The organism is Nonomuraea typhae, from assembly GCF_009760925.1.
GTDB classification, from domain to species: domain Bacteria; phylum Actinomycetota; class Actinomycetes; order Streptosporangiales; family Streptosporangiaceae; genus Nonomuraea; species Nonomuraea typhae.
Map to the genome: position 1 here is coordinate 158,865 of NZ_VRLV01000018.1, position 14,580 is coordinate 173,444.

9 protein-coding genes are annotated in these 14,580 nt (G+C 70.9%); 2 read left to right on the forward strand and 7 right to left on the reverse strand.

From position 1 onward, the window contains the following. The first annotated feature begins 17 nt into the window (after positions 1 to 17). Both FVE25_RS45475 and FVE25_RS45480 read left to right on the forward strand, forming a co-directional pair. On the forward strand, positions 18 to 2,651 hold the full coding sequence (locus FVE25_RS45475) for a DEAD/DEAH box helicase (protein WP_157253742.1): 2,634 nt from the start codon (positions 18 to 20) through the stop codon (positions 2,649 to 2,651). Then, positions 2,648 to 3,751 carry an SWIM zinc finger family protein gene (locus FVE25_RS45480; protein ID WP_157253743.1) on the forward strand — a complete coding sequence of 368 codons (1,104 nt, stop codon included), beginning with the start codon at positions 2,648 to 2,650 and terminating at the stop codon, positions 3,749 to 3,751. Before FVE25_RS45475 ends, FVE25_RS45480 begins: the two co-directional genes overlap by 4 nt. Positions 3,752 to 3,791: 40 nt before the next feature. On the opposite strand, the gene FVE25_RS45485 is transcribed toward FVE25_RS45480, so the two are convergent. From FVE25_RS45485 to FVE25_RS45515, 7 genes are all read right to left on the reverse strand, one after another. Next, complete coding sequence (locus FVE25_RS45485; protein WP_157253744.1) at positions 3,792 to 7,892, reverse strand: phospholipase A2; 4,101 nt, start codon at positions 7,890 to 7,892, stop codon at positions 3,792 to 3,794. 107 nt (positions 7,893 to 7,999) lie between these two features. Beyond that, positions 8,000 to 9,307: a tetratricopeptide repeat protein gene (locus tag FVE25_RS45490; protein ID WP_181019922.1), complete on the reverse strand. Its 1,308-nt coding sequence runs from the start codon at positions 9,305 to 9,307 to the stop codon at positions 8,000 to 8,002. A gap of 232 nt (positions 9,308 to 9,539) precedes the next feature. Then, positions 9,540 to 10,046, reverse strand: a complete 507-nt coding sequence (locus FVE25_RS45495; protein WP_157253746.1) for a MarR family winged helix-turn-helix transcriptional regulator — start codon at positions 10,044 to 10,046, stop codon at positions 9,540 to 9,542. A 94-nt stretch (positions 10,047 to 10,140) separates the two neighbouring features. Continuing rightward, positions 10,141 to 11,094, reverse strand: coding sequence for an ABC transporter permease (locus tag FVE25_RS45500; RefSeq protein ID WP_157253747.1), 954 nt, complete (start codon positions 11,092 to 11,094; stop codon positions 10,141 to 10,143). After that, positions 11,091 to 12,008 (reverse strand): ABC transporter permease, encoded by a 918-nt coding sequence (locus tag FVE25_RS45505; RefSeq protein ID WP_157253748.1) that lies wholly within the window; start codon positions 12,006 to 12,008, stop codon positions 11,091 to 11,093. Before FVE25_RS45505 ends, FVE25_RS45500 begins: the two co-directional genes overlap by 4 nt. After that, positions 12,001 to 13,527, reverse strand: a complete 1,527-nt coding sequence (locus tag FVE25_RS45510; RefSeq protein WP_157253749.1) for a sugar ABC transporter ATP-binding protein — start codon at positions 13,525 to 13,527, stop codon at positions 12,001 to 12,003. Before FVE25_RS45510 ends, FVE25_RS45505 begins: the two co-directional genes overlap by 8 nt. Further along, positions 13,514 to 14,578: an ABC transporter substrate-binding protein gene (locus FVE25_RS45515; protein WP_157253750.1), complete on the reverse strand. Its 1,065-nt coding sequence runs from the start codon at positions 14,576 to 14,578 to the stop codon at positions 13,514 to 13,516. The genes FVE25_RS45510 and FVE25_RS45515 overlap by 14 nt, the downstream gene beginning before the upstream one ends. Positions 14,579 to 14,580 lie beyond the last annotated feature (2 nt).

The following is a 14,580-nucleotide window of genomic DNA, read 5'->3' on the forward strand; positions in this document are numbered from 1 at the left end:
CGCCCCGAACAGGCACGATGGCCTTTCTCGACCCAGAGGGCGAGGCCCTCGCCACCGTCGCGCACGAAGACGGCACCCGGGAGGTCCCGGTCACCAGAATCCCCGTCGCCGACGCCGTTTCTCATCTGGCCCGGGCCAGGACCGACGCGAGCGCCCACCCGGCGGCCCGGTTCTGGGGCGCCGCCGCGCTGGTCGCGCTCCAGCTCGTGACCAGGGGGCGGATCCTGCCCGGCGTCTCGAAAGGCGACTACGACGCCTGGCGGGCCGGGCCGTTCGACGCCGCCGACGCCGCGCGCATCAGGGAACTGGCCGACGCCATGCCCGCGGCGGCGCGTGCCGTACCCCTGAGTGACGGCCCGGACGGGCCGCTCCTGCCCGACGCAGAAACACTCGTGCGGGCCTTCCTCGACGCGGTCGCCGACGCGATGCCGCGCTCGCCCGGCGCCGTGCGCGCGACGGGAACCACCGCGTTCGCCGCGCTGCGCCCGGTGAAGGTGCCGCAGCTGCGCCCGTGGGCGGAGGAGGTGTCCGCGGGCCTCGACTCCGGCGTACGGCTGTCGCTGCGGCTGGAGTGCGACGACCCGGTGGGCGGGGAGTTCCGCGCGGTGGTCCAGCTGCACAGCCTGGCCGATCCGTCCCTGGTGGTGGACGCGGCCGATTTGTGGGAGGGGCGCGATCCCGGGTTCGGGGCCCGTGCCAGGATCGAGACGATCATCGCCATCCGCCGTGCCGCACGCTCCTGGGCGCGGCTGGAGCGGCTGCTGGAGAGCCCGGTTCCCGACGAGCTGACGCTGAGCGACGGCGACGTCGAGGACCTGCTGGCCGGGGCGGCGACCCGGCTGTCCGCGGCGGGCGTGGACGTGCACTGGCCCAGGTCGATGGTGCGCGGCCTGAGCGCCCGCGCGGTGCTCGGCGACAACGAGCCGGCGCCCTCCGACCTGCCCTCCTATCTCGGCGGCGACCGGCTGACGAGCTTCAACTGGCAGCTCGCGCTCGGCGGGCAGCGCCTGACCGCGGCCGAGATGGATCAGCTCGCCGAGGCGCACCGGCCGATGGTGCGGCTGCGCGACCAGTGGGTGCTCATCGACCCCGGCCTGGCGCTCAAGGCGCGCCAGCGCGAGCTCAAGCCGCTGAGCGGCCTCGATGCGCTCGGCGCCGCGCTGACCGGCACGGTCGAGGTGGACGGCGAGCAGGTCGAGGTGGAGCCGAGCGCCTGGTTGCGGGAGCTGCGCGACCGGCTGGCCGAGCCCGAGGAGATCGGCGTGCCGGACGGGCTGGCGGCGACCCTGCGCGACTACCAGCTGCGCGGGCTGCGCTGGCTGGCCAGGATGACCTCGCTCGGGCTGGGCGCCTGCCTGGCCGACGACATGGGCCTGGGCAAGACGATCACGCTGATCGCGCTGCACCTGCACCGCGCGGGCGGCCCGACGCTGGTGGTCTGCCCGGCCTCGCTGCTGGGCAACTGGGAGCGGGAGATCGGCAGGTTCGCGCCGGGCGTGCCCGTGCGCCGCTATCACGGCACAAATCGCGATTTGTCGGACGAAGGTTTTGTTCTGACGACTTATGGCACCATGCGGTTGGACGCGGAGAAGCTGGCCGCGCACCCGTGGGGCATGGTCGTCGCCGACGAGGCCCAGCACGTCAAGAATCCCGCCTCCAGCACCGCCAAGGCGCTGCGCGAGATCCCGGCCGCCGCCCGCGTCGCCCTCACCGGCACGCCCGTCGAGAACAACCTGTCGGAGCTGTGGGCCATCCTCGACTGGACCACGCCCGGCCTGCTCGGCTCGCTGGCCCGCTTCCGCGCCCGCTGGGCCAAGCCCGTCGAGTCCGGCGACGCCGAGACGGCCGGGCGGCTGGCCCGCCTGGTCGGCCCGTTCCTGCTGCGCCGCCGTAAATCCGACCCCGGCATCGCGCCCGAGCTGCCGCCCAAGACCGAGACCGACCGGCCGGTCGCGCTCACCACCGAACAGGCCGGGCTCTACGAGGCGGTCGTGCGCGAGATCATGACCCAGATCGAGGGCGCCCAGGGCATGGCCAGGCGCGGCCTGATCGTCAAACTGCTGACCGGGCTCAAGCAGATCTGCAACCACCCCGCCCAATACCTGCACGAGGCCACGCCCCAGCTGCCCGGCCGCTCCGGCAAGCTCGAACTCCTCGACGAACTGCTCGACACCATCATCGCCGAGGACGGCGCCGTCCTGGTCTTCACCCAGTACGTCGCCATGGCCAGGCTGCTGGAGAAACACCTGGCCGCCCGCGGCGTGACCAGCCGGCTCCTGCACGGCGGCACCCCGGTGGCCAAGCGCGAGGAGATGGTCCGCTGCTTCCAGGACGGCGAGGTCCCCGTCTTCCTGCTCTCGCTCAAGGCCGCCGGCACCGGCCTCAACCTCACCCGCGCCGACCACGTCATCCACTACGACCGCTGGTGGAACCCCGCCGTCGAGGACCAGGCCACCGACCGCGCCTACCGCATCGGCCAGACCCGTCCCGTGCAGGTCCACCGGCTCATCGCCGAAGGCACGATCGAGGACCGCATCGCCGAGATGCTGGCCGGCAAGCGCTCCCTGGCCGAGGCGGTCCTGGCCGGCGGCGAGGCCGCCTTCACCGAACTCACCGATGCCGAACTCGCACACCTGGTGGAGCTGAGATGACCGCCGTCAAGGGCTTCCCCGCCTTCCCGCCGCAGCGCGCAGGCGCCCGCTTCGCCACGTCGTGGTGGGGTGGGGCCTGGATCAAGGCCATGGAGGACACCTCCCTGGACCACACGCTGCTGAAGAAGGGCCGCGCCTACGCCAAGACCGGCCAGGTCGGGCCCATCACCGTCTCCCCCGGACGGCTGGCGGCCATCACCGAGGGCGACTACGACACGGTCGTGCGCGTCTCCCACCTGAGCGACGCCGAATGGAACCGCTTCCTCGACCAGGTGGCCGCCCAGTCCGGCCACATCGCCGCCCTCCTCGACGGCGAGGTGCCCCACGACCTGGTCGAGGCGGCCGAGGACGCCGGCGTTCCGCTGCTGCCGACCGTCGGCGACCTGGAGCCCGAGTGCACCTGCCCCGACTGGGGCCATCCGTGCAAGCACGCCGCCGCCCTGTGCTACCAGGCGTCCTGGCTGCTGGACGCCGACCCGTTCGTGCTGCTCCTGCTGCGCGGCCGGGGCCGCGACGACCTCCTGGCCGCCCTGCAGCTACGCGACGTGCCCGCCCCGGCCGAGACCGGCACCCCGGCCCGCGCCGCCTACGCCCTCGGGGTGCCGCCGCTGCCCGCGCCGCCACCCTCCGCCGCCGAGTACGTCCCGCTGGAGCTGCAGGAGGCGCCCGGGGTGGACACGGGGGCGCTGAAGGTCCTGGCCGCCTCCGCCGCCGGGCGGGCCCGCGAGCTCCTGTCCGGGGGGACGCCCGCCGTACTGACCGAACGGCAGGACCGCGTGCGGCTGGCCGCCGAGTACGGCCTCGACATCGGCGCCGAGTCCGCCGTCCTGGCCTGGCAGTACGGCGGCGCCACCGGCCTGGACACGCTGGAGCACGCCTGGAACCCCGGCAAGCAGGAGCTGGCCAGGGCGGAGGCGGCCTGGCGGCGCGAGGACCTGCCGCCGGTCGAGGCCGCGCGCAACCGCTGGACGCTCGGCACGCTGCAGCTCCGGCTCGGGAAAGACGGGCGCTGGTACCCGTACAGGCTGCGCGAGGACGGGCAGTGGTGGCCGTCCGGGCCGCCGGAACGCGACCCGGCGGCCCTGGCCGATCAGATGTGAGCCCGGTGAGCCGGTCCCGGCCTCGGCCGGGACCGGTCTTTCACGTGCCGAAGCGCTTGACGGCCGCGTAGTAGACGTGGGCCAGTGCGATGCACTTGACCTTGTGGTGAGAGACCTGCGCGTCGCAGGCGGCGATCATGTCCCGGTAGAACATCCTGTCGATGCGGACCTTCTGCCTGTAGTCGAAGGCACGCATGACCTTGTAGTTGCGGTAGCCGAAGTCGTGACGCTCGCACTGCCTGCGCCAGTCGACCCGCTCGAACGGGACAAGCCCGACGACTGGCTGGCTCGGGCTGTGCGAGCATTGGTCACTCTCGAGGTCCCAGTCGTAGCCATAGGTGTAATAGTCGTATTCGTAGCCATCTTTGAGTGCCTTCCAGCGGGCCCACCCCGCAGTCGTGACCTCCGTGAGCAGGGCCAGCATGTGGGCTTTCGACGGCTTCAGATGGACCGTGGCCATGGGGCCGGGCGCGCTTTCGCCGCGCAGGTTGACGGCGGTGAACCGGACGTCGTACTTACCGGGCGGCAGGTACTTCAGCCTGATCTCCGTCCCGCCGATGGGATAGCGGGCGCGAGTCCAGGAGCCGTTGCCCGACTTGCGGAAGTACATCCAGTACATGACATCGGGAGTCGAGCTCCCCCACCGGATCCATGCCGAGCCGGGTTCGTTCTCGTGATGGAAGATTTCGGGCGGTTGGGGCTTGGGGTAGTCCGGCGCGGCGGAGACGAAGGCGCTCGGCGGGCTGTCGCCGTCGCGGTTGACCGCGATCACCCGGAAGTCGTAGTAGTACCCTCGCCACAACGGCGCGACGATATGGGCCTCGTTCCAGGTGGCCGGCCAGGGGAGCCGGTACCACGTGCCGGTCAGGCTCGGCCTGAACTCCACCCAGTAGAAGTCCTCGTCAGCGGTCTGCGTCCAGGCCAGGTTGACGCCGTTCGCGGTGCTGACGACGTCGAGGCCGGTGGGTCTCGGCGGCGGCGAGCCGCCCAGTGCCGAGCGGACCGTGTTCGTCGGGCTGGAGGCGCCCGTCCTGTTCTCGGCCACGACGCGGAACTCGTACTGGAAGCCGGGCCACAAGGGCTTGCCGACGGTGTAGGTGGTGTTGAGCGTCGGGTAGGTCAGGTTGTACCACTCGGAGCGACCCACCGACCGGAACTGAACCCAGTAGAAGACGCTGCTGTAGTCGGGGCTGGGATCCCACTCCAGTGCGACGAAGTCACGGGTGCGCTCGGTGACCCGCAGGTTCGTCGGCGGACGCGGGAGATCCGCAGCGGCCTTCACCGATGAGGCCGCGGCCGGCCTGGGCAGCGACACCTTGCCCTGGGTCGCGCCGCCGAGGACGGTGACGCGGACCGGGTCGGACGGCGGGCCGTCGCCGCCCGGGTTGGTGGCCGTGACCAGGAAGTCGTAGGCGTGGCCGCCGGTGAACGGCCCGATGGCAGCGGTGTTCGTCGTGGCCGGGTACTCCAGCCGCGTGTAGGACGTCTGGCCCGCGGTCACGTCCCGGTACGACAGCCAGTAGAAGGCGCCGCTCACCGCCGTCCAGGCCAGCTTGACGGTGCCGTCCTGCTGCGGCTGGGCGCTCACGCCGGTGACCTTGGGCGGGGCGGGCGGCTTGGGGACGGCGCTCACGACGCCGCTCGCCGGGCCTTCGCCCGCGTCGTTGACCCCGGTGACCTTGTACTCGTAGGCGTGACCGTTGACCAGTCCGCCGAGGTCGGCGGAGGACTGCCCGGCCGGGTAGGCGAGCCGGGTGAAGGCGCTCTCCCCCGCGGTGACGTCGCGCTGGTAGACCCAGTACATGCTGGCGCCGACGGGCGCAGTCCAGCTCAGCCGTACCTTGCCGTCGCCCGGTTCGGCGCGCAGGCCGGTGGGGGCCTGCGGCGGCGTGACGCGCGAGACGGCGCTGACGACGGCGCTCGCCGGGCCTTCGCCGCCGTCGCCCACGCCGGTCACCTTGAACTCGTAGGTGTTGCCGTGGAACAGGTCGGCGATGACGGCGTCGGTGCCCGCGGCGGGCAGGTGGTAGCGGGAGAACTGGGTGTGGCCGAAGGTGACGTCGCGGCGGTGGATCCAGTAGGTCTTGGCCCGTGCCGCCGCGGTCCAGGTGAGCTTGACCGAGCCGTCGGCCTGCGCGGTGGCGCGGAGCCCGGTGGGCGCGTCGGGCAGGGCGACCTTGGCGGTGGCCTTGGCCACGTTGGAGGCCGGGCCCTCGCCGCCGCCGTTGCCCGCGGTGACCTTGAACTCGTAGGTGTTGCCGCTCAGCAACTGCGTGAGCGTGGTCGTGGTGCCGTGGACCGGCAGGTCGATCTTGGTGAACTCGGTGGCGCCCGAGGTCACGTCGCGCAGCCGTACCCAGTAGCGTTCCGCGCCCGCGACCGCGGCCCAGGTGAGCTTGACCGAGCCGTCGGCCTGCGCGCTCGCGGCCAGATTGCCCGGCGCGCCCGGCGGGGTGAACACCGCGGTGACCCGCGCCAGGTTCGACGGCGGGCTCTCGCCGATGTCGTTGACCGCGGTCACCTTGAACTCGTAGACGTGGGTGGCGACCAGGTCCTTCACCGTGGCCGTCTGGACGTACGGGTCGTCGGTCACGCTCTCGGTGAACAGCGTCTCGCCCGCGCTCACGTCACGCTGGTAGAGGCGGTAGGTGACGCCGGGATCGGAGGCGTCCCAGGTCAGCTTCACGTCACCGGCGACGCCCGCCGTCGCGACCAGGCCGGCCGGCGCGGGCGGGACGGTCTTGCGGGTCTCGGTGCTGACCGTGTTCGACGGCGGGCCCTCGTCCCCGGCGGTGGTGACGGCCCTGACCTGGAAGGCGTAGGCGTGCCCCTCCTTGAGGAACGGGTCGGCGTAGCGCGGCTCCGCGGTCGGGTGGCCGGTCCTGGTGAAGTGCGTCTGCCCGGCCGTCAGGTCCTTCTTGTAGACCCAGTAGTTGAGGTTGGCGCCCGGCGGCGCCGTCCAGGCGAGGTGCGCGACCCCGTCGCCGGCCATGCGCGCGGTCAGGTTCGCCGGCGCGCCCGGCAGTTTCGCCGGGTCGGGTACGGCCGGCGGCCAGCCGACCTCCTCGAAGCGGGGCCGGTAGATGCGCGCGTCCTTGTACAGGTCCTCGGGGTTCCAGGCGTTGACGTCGTAGGTGATGAGCAGTTTGCCGGGGTCGGACAGCTCGGGGTGGTGGCGGCCGACGTAGATGAACTGCGTCCAGTTGCTCATCTCCGGCTCCGGCGCCTCGAACAGGTAGACCGGCCCGGTGAACGGCCCGGTCGGCGCGCCGGCGACGTAGGACACGATCCAGCCGCTGAACAGGTCGCTGTTCTCCTGCGTGACCATCACGTACTGGTTGCCGACCTTGCTGACCGACATGCCCTCGCCGACGCCGCTGAGCATGCGGGCCGAGTCGCCTTCCGTGTCCGACCAGCCGCTGCCGGTCCAGAACTCCCATGGGCCGCCGAGGTCACCCGCCTTGGCCCTGGCCAGGTGGACGAACTTGGCGCCGCCGGCGAACTCGCTGCCGTAGATGTAACTGTAGGCGCCGTCCTCCAGCAGGGCCGAGCCCCAGGTCATGGAGTCGGCGACGGGCAGCGGCCGTACCGAGGTCAGTCGCAGGTCGGGCAGGCTGAACGTGGCCAGTGCGGTGCCCTGGCGCTTGAATCCGAGCGGCGTGCCGTCGCCGGTGCCGAGGTAGCGGCCGTAGATGACCTTGAGGGTGTTGCCCTCGACGGTGCCGTCGCCCACCCAGTAGAAGTCGTCGGGCGACTGGTCGGTGTCCACCAGCGACGTCGGCGCGGCGGCGGTGCCTCCGTGCAGCGTCGGGCCGAGGACCGAGCCGTTCTGGACGACCATCGAGTTGCGCAGGAACGGGGCGTTTTTGGGGCGGGAGTAGTCGGGGTTGACGGCGCCGAGGAAGGAGTCGGAGAAGATCCATGCGATGCGGCCGTCGGGGAGTGGGATGGAGACGGTGGCGTCACCGCCGGTCCAGTGGCCGCCGGCGTTGCCGTACCTGCCCCACATGTCGGCGAGGTCGAGGGGCGGCGTCTGAACGGTGGCGGTGGCGGCCGTGGGAGGCGCCTGGAGCAGCCCCATCGTGACGATCACGGACAGGGCTGCGGTGAGTAACCGGGATAACAGGGAGCCGTTGATCACGTCAGGATGTTAAGTCACCATATGACTCTCTGACTAGATGTCTGACAGGACGTGGGCCATGCCGCGGCCGGCCAGGCGGCCGGGCGGATCCGCGAGCTGCTCGAGGGTCAGGCGAGGTAGAGCTTCATGCCGGTGAAGTCGACGGTGACGGTGTGGGGCTTCCAGAAGCAGTGTGAAAACCAGCCCATCGTGTCGAACCCGGTCCCATACGGCAGGGGCACGTTCACCGGCTGGTTCGGGTTCGTGTAGCAGTAGACCTCCTTGGCGGCGGCCTTGCCGAGGCGGATCTCCTTCGGGTAGCAGGGGTAGGCGACGGCCGGGTGGCTTTGGGCGAACGTCCCGACCGGGCGGTCGTGGTCGATGCGGACCCCTAGCTGCTCGGCCGTCGCCCCGCGCATGCCCGCGGCGATCTCGCTGCCTCCGCCGAAGTTCACGCCCACCACCCCGGTGCGGGAGCCGGCGGCGCCGGTGAAGCCGCCCGTGGTGTGCAGGTACTGCTCACGGGCCAGCCACAGCGGCAGGGGTTCGGCGCCCGCCCGGCTGGCGGCGGCGCGTGCCCGCCTGGCCGTTTCCGGCGTGCGGCGGCGCAGGATCAGCTGCCGGCCCGCGTAGTCGAAGGTGGTCAGCAGGTGGTAGAAGACCCACGTGCCGATCAGGCCGTCGCTGTCGGAGTCGACGTCTTCGCCCGACTCCGTCGCCGACCAGCCCACGGGGACGTTGCGCAGGTCGATGCCGCCCAGCGTGAAGGAGTCCAGCACTCCGTAGTGCGCCCACATGGCGCCGCCCTCGAAGTCGATCTTCTGGCTGGCGAGGGGGTTCAGCCCGGCTTCCTTGGCCACCGACGCGCGGATGCTCAGATTCGGGGCGCCGGTGTAGAACGTGAAGCGCTTGGCCGGTCCGCCGTTGACCGACGCCTCGACCAGCGGCATCGGGTCCGTCTGCGTCCACGGCACCCGCGCGGTCTCGCCGTGGACCTGATACGCCTGGCCGCGGACCGCCGCGAACCACTGGGCGTAGCCGTCCTCGCCGGCCGCCTTCCAGTGGGGTGCGGACAGGCCGAGTTTGTCCTGCCGGATGTAGCAGTCGGCCAGGAGGTAGTTGGCGTCCTTGTCGCCGGGCGCCAGGGCGAGGGCCATCTTGAGGTATTTCTCGGCGTCGGGAAACCGGTTGCCCAACAGCGCCACATAGCCGCGCGAGCGGGCCGCGTGCAGGTTCTCGGGGTCTTTCTGGAGGATCTCCTCGTACGCGCGGCCGGCCCGCTCGAACTTCCCGGCCTTGAACAGCGCGTCCGCGTCGTCGCCGGCGGCCAGCGCGGTGGCCGCGCCGCCCAGCAGCGGCGCGGCCACGGCCGTACCGGCCAGCACGGCGGCGCCCCGCAGCAGCGAACGCCGGTCCCAATCTCCGCCGTCAAGCAAGACCTTCTCCTCTTCGTGGTCACCTTCGCCGATGTGATGGGTCCACTGAAGACGGAAGACCGTTGCCGTGACGTATGCGTTTTTCGATACGCCCGCGATACGCGCGTCCCGGCAGCGGGGTTGCCCTGCTGAAAAGCCGAAAGAGGGGCTTGGTGTCCAACGGGCGCCGCCCATCATCGAAGGGTGCGCCCCGTGACATGGACCCCGTGAACCCCGGGCCCATGTCACGCCGTCAAGCCCTGCGGGGTGCGACGTCGCCGTAGGACTCCAGCAGGGTGCTCAGGGCGGCGATCACCTGCCGGCATTCCGCGGGGCCCAGGGCCTGGAGCAGGCGGGCCTCGTTGGCGATGTGCAGGGGCAGGACGCGGTCGATGACCTCCAGGCCGTGATCGGTGAGGCGGATCTTGACCGAACGGCGGTCGTTGTCGTCGCGGGTGCGGGTGACCAGGCCCTTGTCGTGCATCCGGTCCACCCGCAGGGTGATCGCCCCGGTGGTGACCAGGGAGGTCTTGAGGAAGGTGCCCGCGGTCAGCTCGTACGGCGCGCCGGATCGCCGCAACGTGGACAGCACGTCGAACTCGCCGGGTTCCAGGCCGTGCCCGGCCAGGAAGTCTTTGATCTCCTTGTCCCACATGCGGGAGATGCGCATGATCCGGCCGACGACCCCGACCGGCCAGAAGTCGATGTCAGGGCGTTCGTGCTGCCACTGCTCCACCACCGCGGACACGGCGTCGGCCACAGGATCCTCCTACGATTCACGTGAGCGCTCATTTGGTTGCCACTCGTGCAAGTGCTGATTATCTTAGCGCTCATCTTATCGGAGGTGGCTCGGGTCACCCGATCCGCTGGGCCTTGCTGAGCAGGCGCTGGGCAACCACGACCAGCGCCAGGAAGGCTCCGCTGACCACCTGCTGGAGCGAGGAGGTGAGGTTGCCGACCTGGTTGATGAGGCTCTGGATCACGCCGAGGAGCAGCACTCCGGCCACGGTGCCGGTCACGCCGCCCGCTCCGCCGGTCAGGAGCGTGCCGCCGATGACCACCGCGGCGATGACGTCGAGCTCCATGCCGATGCCGAGGATGGTCACGCCGGAGGACAGGCGGGCCGCGTTGAGCGCGCCCGCCAGACCTGCCAGCAGGCCGGACATCAGGTAGACGTAGACCTTGGTGCGGACGACGGGCACGCCCATGAGGGCGGCCGCCTGCTCGTTGCCGCCGATGGCGTAGACGTTCTGCCCGAAACCGGTCCGCTGGAGCAGGACCATCGCCGCGAGCGCGAGGATGACCGTCAGATATACCGGATAAGTCAGCCCAAAGATCTCACCCTGCCCAAGAGCGGCGAAGGCAGGATTTTTCACGAGATAGGTGGTGGCGCCCTCGTGGGAGATCGCCAGCATCAGGCCCCGCACCCCCAGCAGGCCGGCCAGCGTGACGATGAAGGGAGCCAGGCCCGTCCTGGCGATGATCAGGCCCTGCACCAGCCCGGCCAGGCCGCAGACCGCCAGGGGCAGCAGCAGCGCCACGGCGAAGCCGTACCGAGAGCCGAAGGCCGCCAGCACCCCGCCGAGCACGAACAACGAGCCGACCGACAGGTCGATGCCCCCGCTGACGATGACGAAGGTCATGCCGATCGCGACGACGGCCAGAAAGGAGGACGAGACCACGATGCTGGCGGCGTTGTCCGCGGTCGCGAAGGAGTCGAAGCCCAGCGTGCCCACGACGACCAGCACCCCGAGCACCATCATCGCGCCGTGATGCTGGAGCAGGCGGCCGAGCTGTTCGCGGTTCATCGTTTGCCACGCTCCCTCGTCACGTAGACGGCGGCGAGGATGATGACCGCCTGGACCATCTGCGTCCACGACTGGGGCAGGTTGTGCTTGATCAGCGTGGCCGACAGCAACTGCATGAGCAGGGCTCCCATCACGGTGCTGGCGACCCTGATCCGCCCGCCCGACAGCGGGGTGCCGCCGACCACGACCGCGGTGATCGCCGACAGTTCGATGAACATCCCCAGCGAGGTGGGGTCGCTGGCCTGCAGCCGGGCCGTGGCCAGCACCCCGGCCAGCGCCGCCAGCACGCCGGAGATCACGTAGACGAGCACGAGGACGCGTTTGACCGGCAGCCCGGACAGCTCCGAGGCGGCCCGGTTGCCGCCGATCGCCACCACCTGCCGGCCGAACGTGGTCCTGCGCACCAGGAAGGCGACCAGGAGCGTCAGCACGGCCGCGATGATGACGACGAGCGGGACGCCGAACAGCGCGTCGCTGCCGAGGGCGATGAGGTCGGGGTTGCGGAACTCCACCAGTTGCGGCACCAGCACGTTGGCCAGCCCGCGCACCCCGACGAGCAGGGCCAGCGTGGCCACGATCGGCTGAATGCCCACATAGGCGACCAGCGCTCCCCCGGCCACTCCTGCCACGGCCCCGCCGATCAGGGCGACGACGATCGCGACGGCCGCGCCGTACCCCAGGTAGAGGGCGGTGAGGGCGGCGGCGAGGGCCATGACCGAGCCGACGGACAGGTCGATGCCCTGCGTGCCGATCACCAGGGCCATGCCCAGCGAGACGATCACGATGGGGGCGACCTGGACGAGCTGGGTGCGGAAGTTGGCCACGTCCAGGAAGTGCGGGGTGAACAGCACGTTGAACACCAGCAGCGTGAACACGGCCGCGTAGACGCCGTAGTCGCGGATCCACTTACTCATCGGCGTGCTCCGCGATGGCCGCCATGATCTTCTCCTCGGTCACGTCGTCGCCGGACAGCTCGCCGACGACCGTTCCGTCGCGCAGGACGAGGATCCGGTCGGCGCCCTCGACCAGTTCCTCGAGGTCGGACGAGATGAGCAGCACGCCCAGGCCCTCCTCGGCGAGCTCGTCGATGAGGGCCTGCACCTCCGCCTTGGCCCCGACGTCGATGCCGCGCGTGGGCTCGTCGAGGAGCAGGACCTTGGGGCGTACGGCCAGCCACCGCGCCAGCAGCACCTTCTGCTGATTGCCCCCGGACAGCTCCGACACCGCCTGGTACGGCGAGGCCGCCTTGATCCGCAGCCGTTTCATGAAGACCTCCACCACCCGGTCGATCCTGGCCTCGGAGACCACTCCGCCCCTGGCCAGCGCCGGCAGCGCGGCCAGGGCGATGTTGTCGCGCACCGACAGCCCGGGGATGATGCCCTCGGCCTTGCGGTCCTCGGGCAGCATGCTGACGCCCGCGCGGATCGCCGCCGTGGTCCTGCCGCCGGGCAGCGGCTGCCCCGCCACGAGCACCTGCCCGCCGTCGAGGGGCAGCGCGCCGACGATGGCCTTCGCCGTCTCGGTACGGCCGGCGCCCAGCAGCCCGCCGAGCCCGACCACTTCGCCGGGCCGGACGGAGACGGTCACGCCGGACAGCACGTGGCGCCGGGTGAGGTCGCGGGCCTCGACCACGGGCGCCCCGTCCACGCGGTCGTGGTCGCGGTTGAACCGGGTCAGCCCGCCCTTCTTCACCTCGGCCAGGTCGCGGCCGAGCATGAGCGAGATGAGTTTGAGCCGGTCGAGGCCGGCCAGGGGCCCGGTGTGCGCCACCTTGCCGTCGCGCAGCACGGTCACGGTGTCGCACACCTGGTACAGCTCGTCGAGCCGGTGGCTGACGTAGATCACCGCGATGCCGGCTTCGCGCAGCCGCCTGATCACGCCGAACAGCGTCTCGACCTCGCGCGGCTCCAGGGACGAGGTCGGCTCGTCCATGATGACGACCTTGGCGTCCACGGAGACGGCCCTGGCCAGGGCCACCATCTGCTGGGCGCCGATGCCGAGGCTGCGCAGGGGCCGCCTGACGTCGGTGTCGAGGCCGTAGTCGCGCAGGATGGCGCGGGCCTGGCCGTACAGGCTGGTGGTGTCGATCACCCCGAGGCGGCCGCGCGGCTCGCGGCCGAGCAGGAGGTTGCGCGCGACGCTCATCATCGGGACGAGGTTGACCTCCTGGTAGATGGTGGAGATTCCGGCCCGCTGCGCCTCCAGCGGGCTGGCGAAGGCGACGACAGCTCCGTCATAGGTCAGTTCGCCGTCGTCGGGGCGGTAGACGCCGGTGAAGACCTTGATGAGGGTGGACTTGCCGGCGCCGTTCTCGCCCACGAGGGCGTGCACCTCGCCCGCGCCGAGGGCGAGGTGCACGTCGTCGAGGGCGGTCACGCCCGGGAAGCGCTTGGTGATCCCCCGAGCTTCGAGCACTGCTTCAGTACGCTTCACCGAGCGAGTCCTTGGCGTTGGCCTGGTCGTATTCGCGGTCGGAGATGATCACTTTGTCGGCGATGCCCTCCCCGTCGAGGAACTTCCGCGCCGTCTCGAAGGCCAGGGGGCCGAAGCGCGGGTTGGACTCGATCACCGAGTGGAGCCAGCCGTCCACGATGGCCTGGACCGCGCTCCTGGTGCCGTCGATGGAGACGATCTTGATGTCGCCCGGCTGCTTGCCCGCGCCCTTCAACGCGGTCACGGCGCCGAGGGCCATCTCGTCGTTCTCTGCGTAGATGCCGTTGATGTCGGGGTTGGACTGGATGAGCTGCTCGGTGACCTGCTGGCCCTTCTCGCGGGCGAACTCGCCGGTCTGCTCGAAGCTGATCGTGAGAGCGGGCGCCTTCTCCTTGACGCGGTCCTTGAAGCCGTTGGTGCGCTCGGTGGTGACGTTGTTGCCCGGCGCGCCGAGCAGGATCGCCACCTTGCCCTTGCCGCCCAGCGCCTCGATCATCTTGTCCGCGGCCCGCTTGCCCTGCTCGTAGAAGTCGGAGCCGATGAAGGTCAGATAGTCGGTGCAGGACTTGGCGTTGATCTTGCGGTCGACCGTGATGATGGGAACCTTCTTGGCCGCCGCCTGCTGCAGGACCGGCTCCCAGCCGTCGGAGTTCAGCGGGGCGATCACCAGGAGCCTGGCGCCCTGCGCGATGAGCTGCTGGACGTCGGTGATCTGCTTGGAGAACTGCGACTGGGCGTTGGTGACCTTGAGGTTGGCGATGCCGAGCTTGGCCGCCTCGTCCTTGATCGACTTGGTCTCGGCGATGCGGAACGGGTTGGCCTCCTTCTCCGACTGGGAGAAGCCGACGGTGGCGCTCTCGAGCTCGAACCGCTCCCCGCCGAACTGGCTCAGGGTGCAGGTGGGGCCGGTCGTGCTGTCGGGGGTCTTGACGACCTGCCGGCCTGCCGTCCCGGTGGGGGCGGCGGCCGGCTGCGGCGCCTCGGCCCTGGCGCAGCCCGCCGCGGTGAGGAGAACGGCCAGCGCCAGGATCGTGGTGGTGCGGGGGGTCATGG

Coding starts and splice junctions, on each gene's coding strand:
- FVE25_RS45500 (WP_157253747.1), bottom strand. CDS start 11,094: ATGAACCGCGAACAGCTCGGCCGCCTGCTCCAGCATCACGGCGCGATG.
- FVE25_RS45475 (WP_157253742.1), top strand. CDS start 18: ATGGCCTTTCTCGACCCAGAGGGCGAGGCCCTCGCCACCGTCGCGCAC.
- FVE25_RS45505 (WP_157253748.1), bottom strand. CDS start 12,008: ATGAGTAAGTGGATCCGCGACTACGGCGTCTACGCGGCCGTGTTCACG.
- FVE25_RS45480 (WP_157253743.1), top strand. CDS start 2,648: ATGACCGCCGTCAAGGGCTTCCCCGCCTTCCCGCCGCAGCGCGCAGGC.
- FVE25_RS45515 (WP_157253750.1), bottom strand. CDS start 14,578: ATGACCCCCCGCACCACCACGATCCTGGCGCTGGCCGTTCTCCTCACC.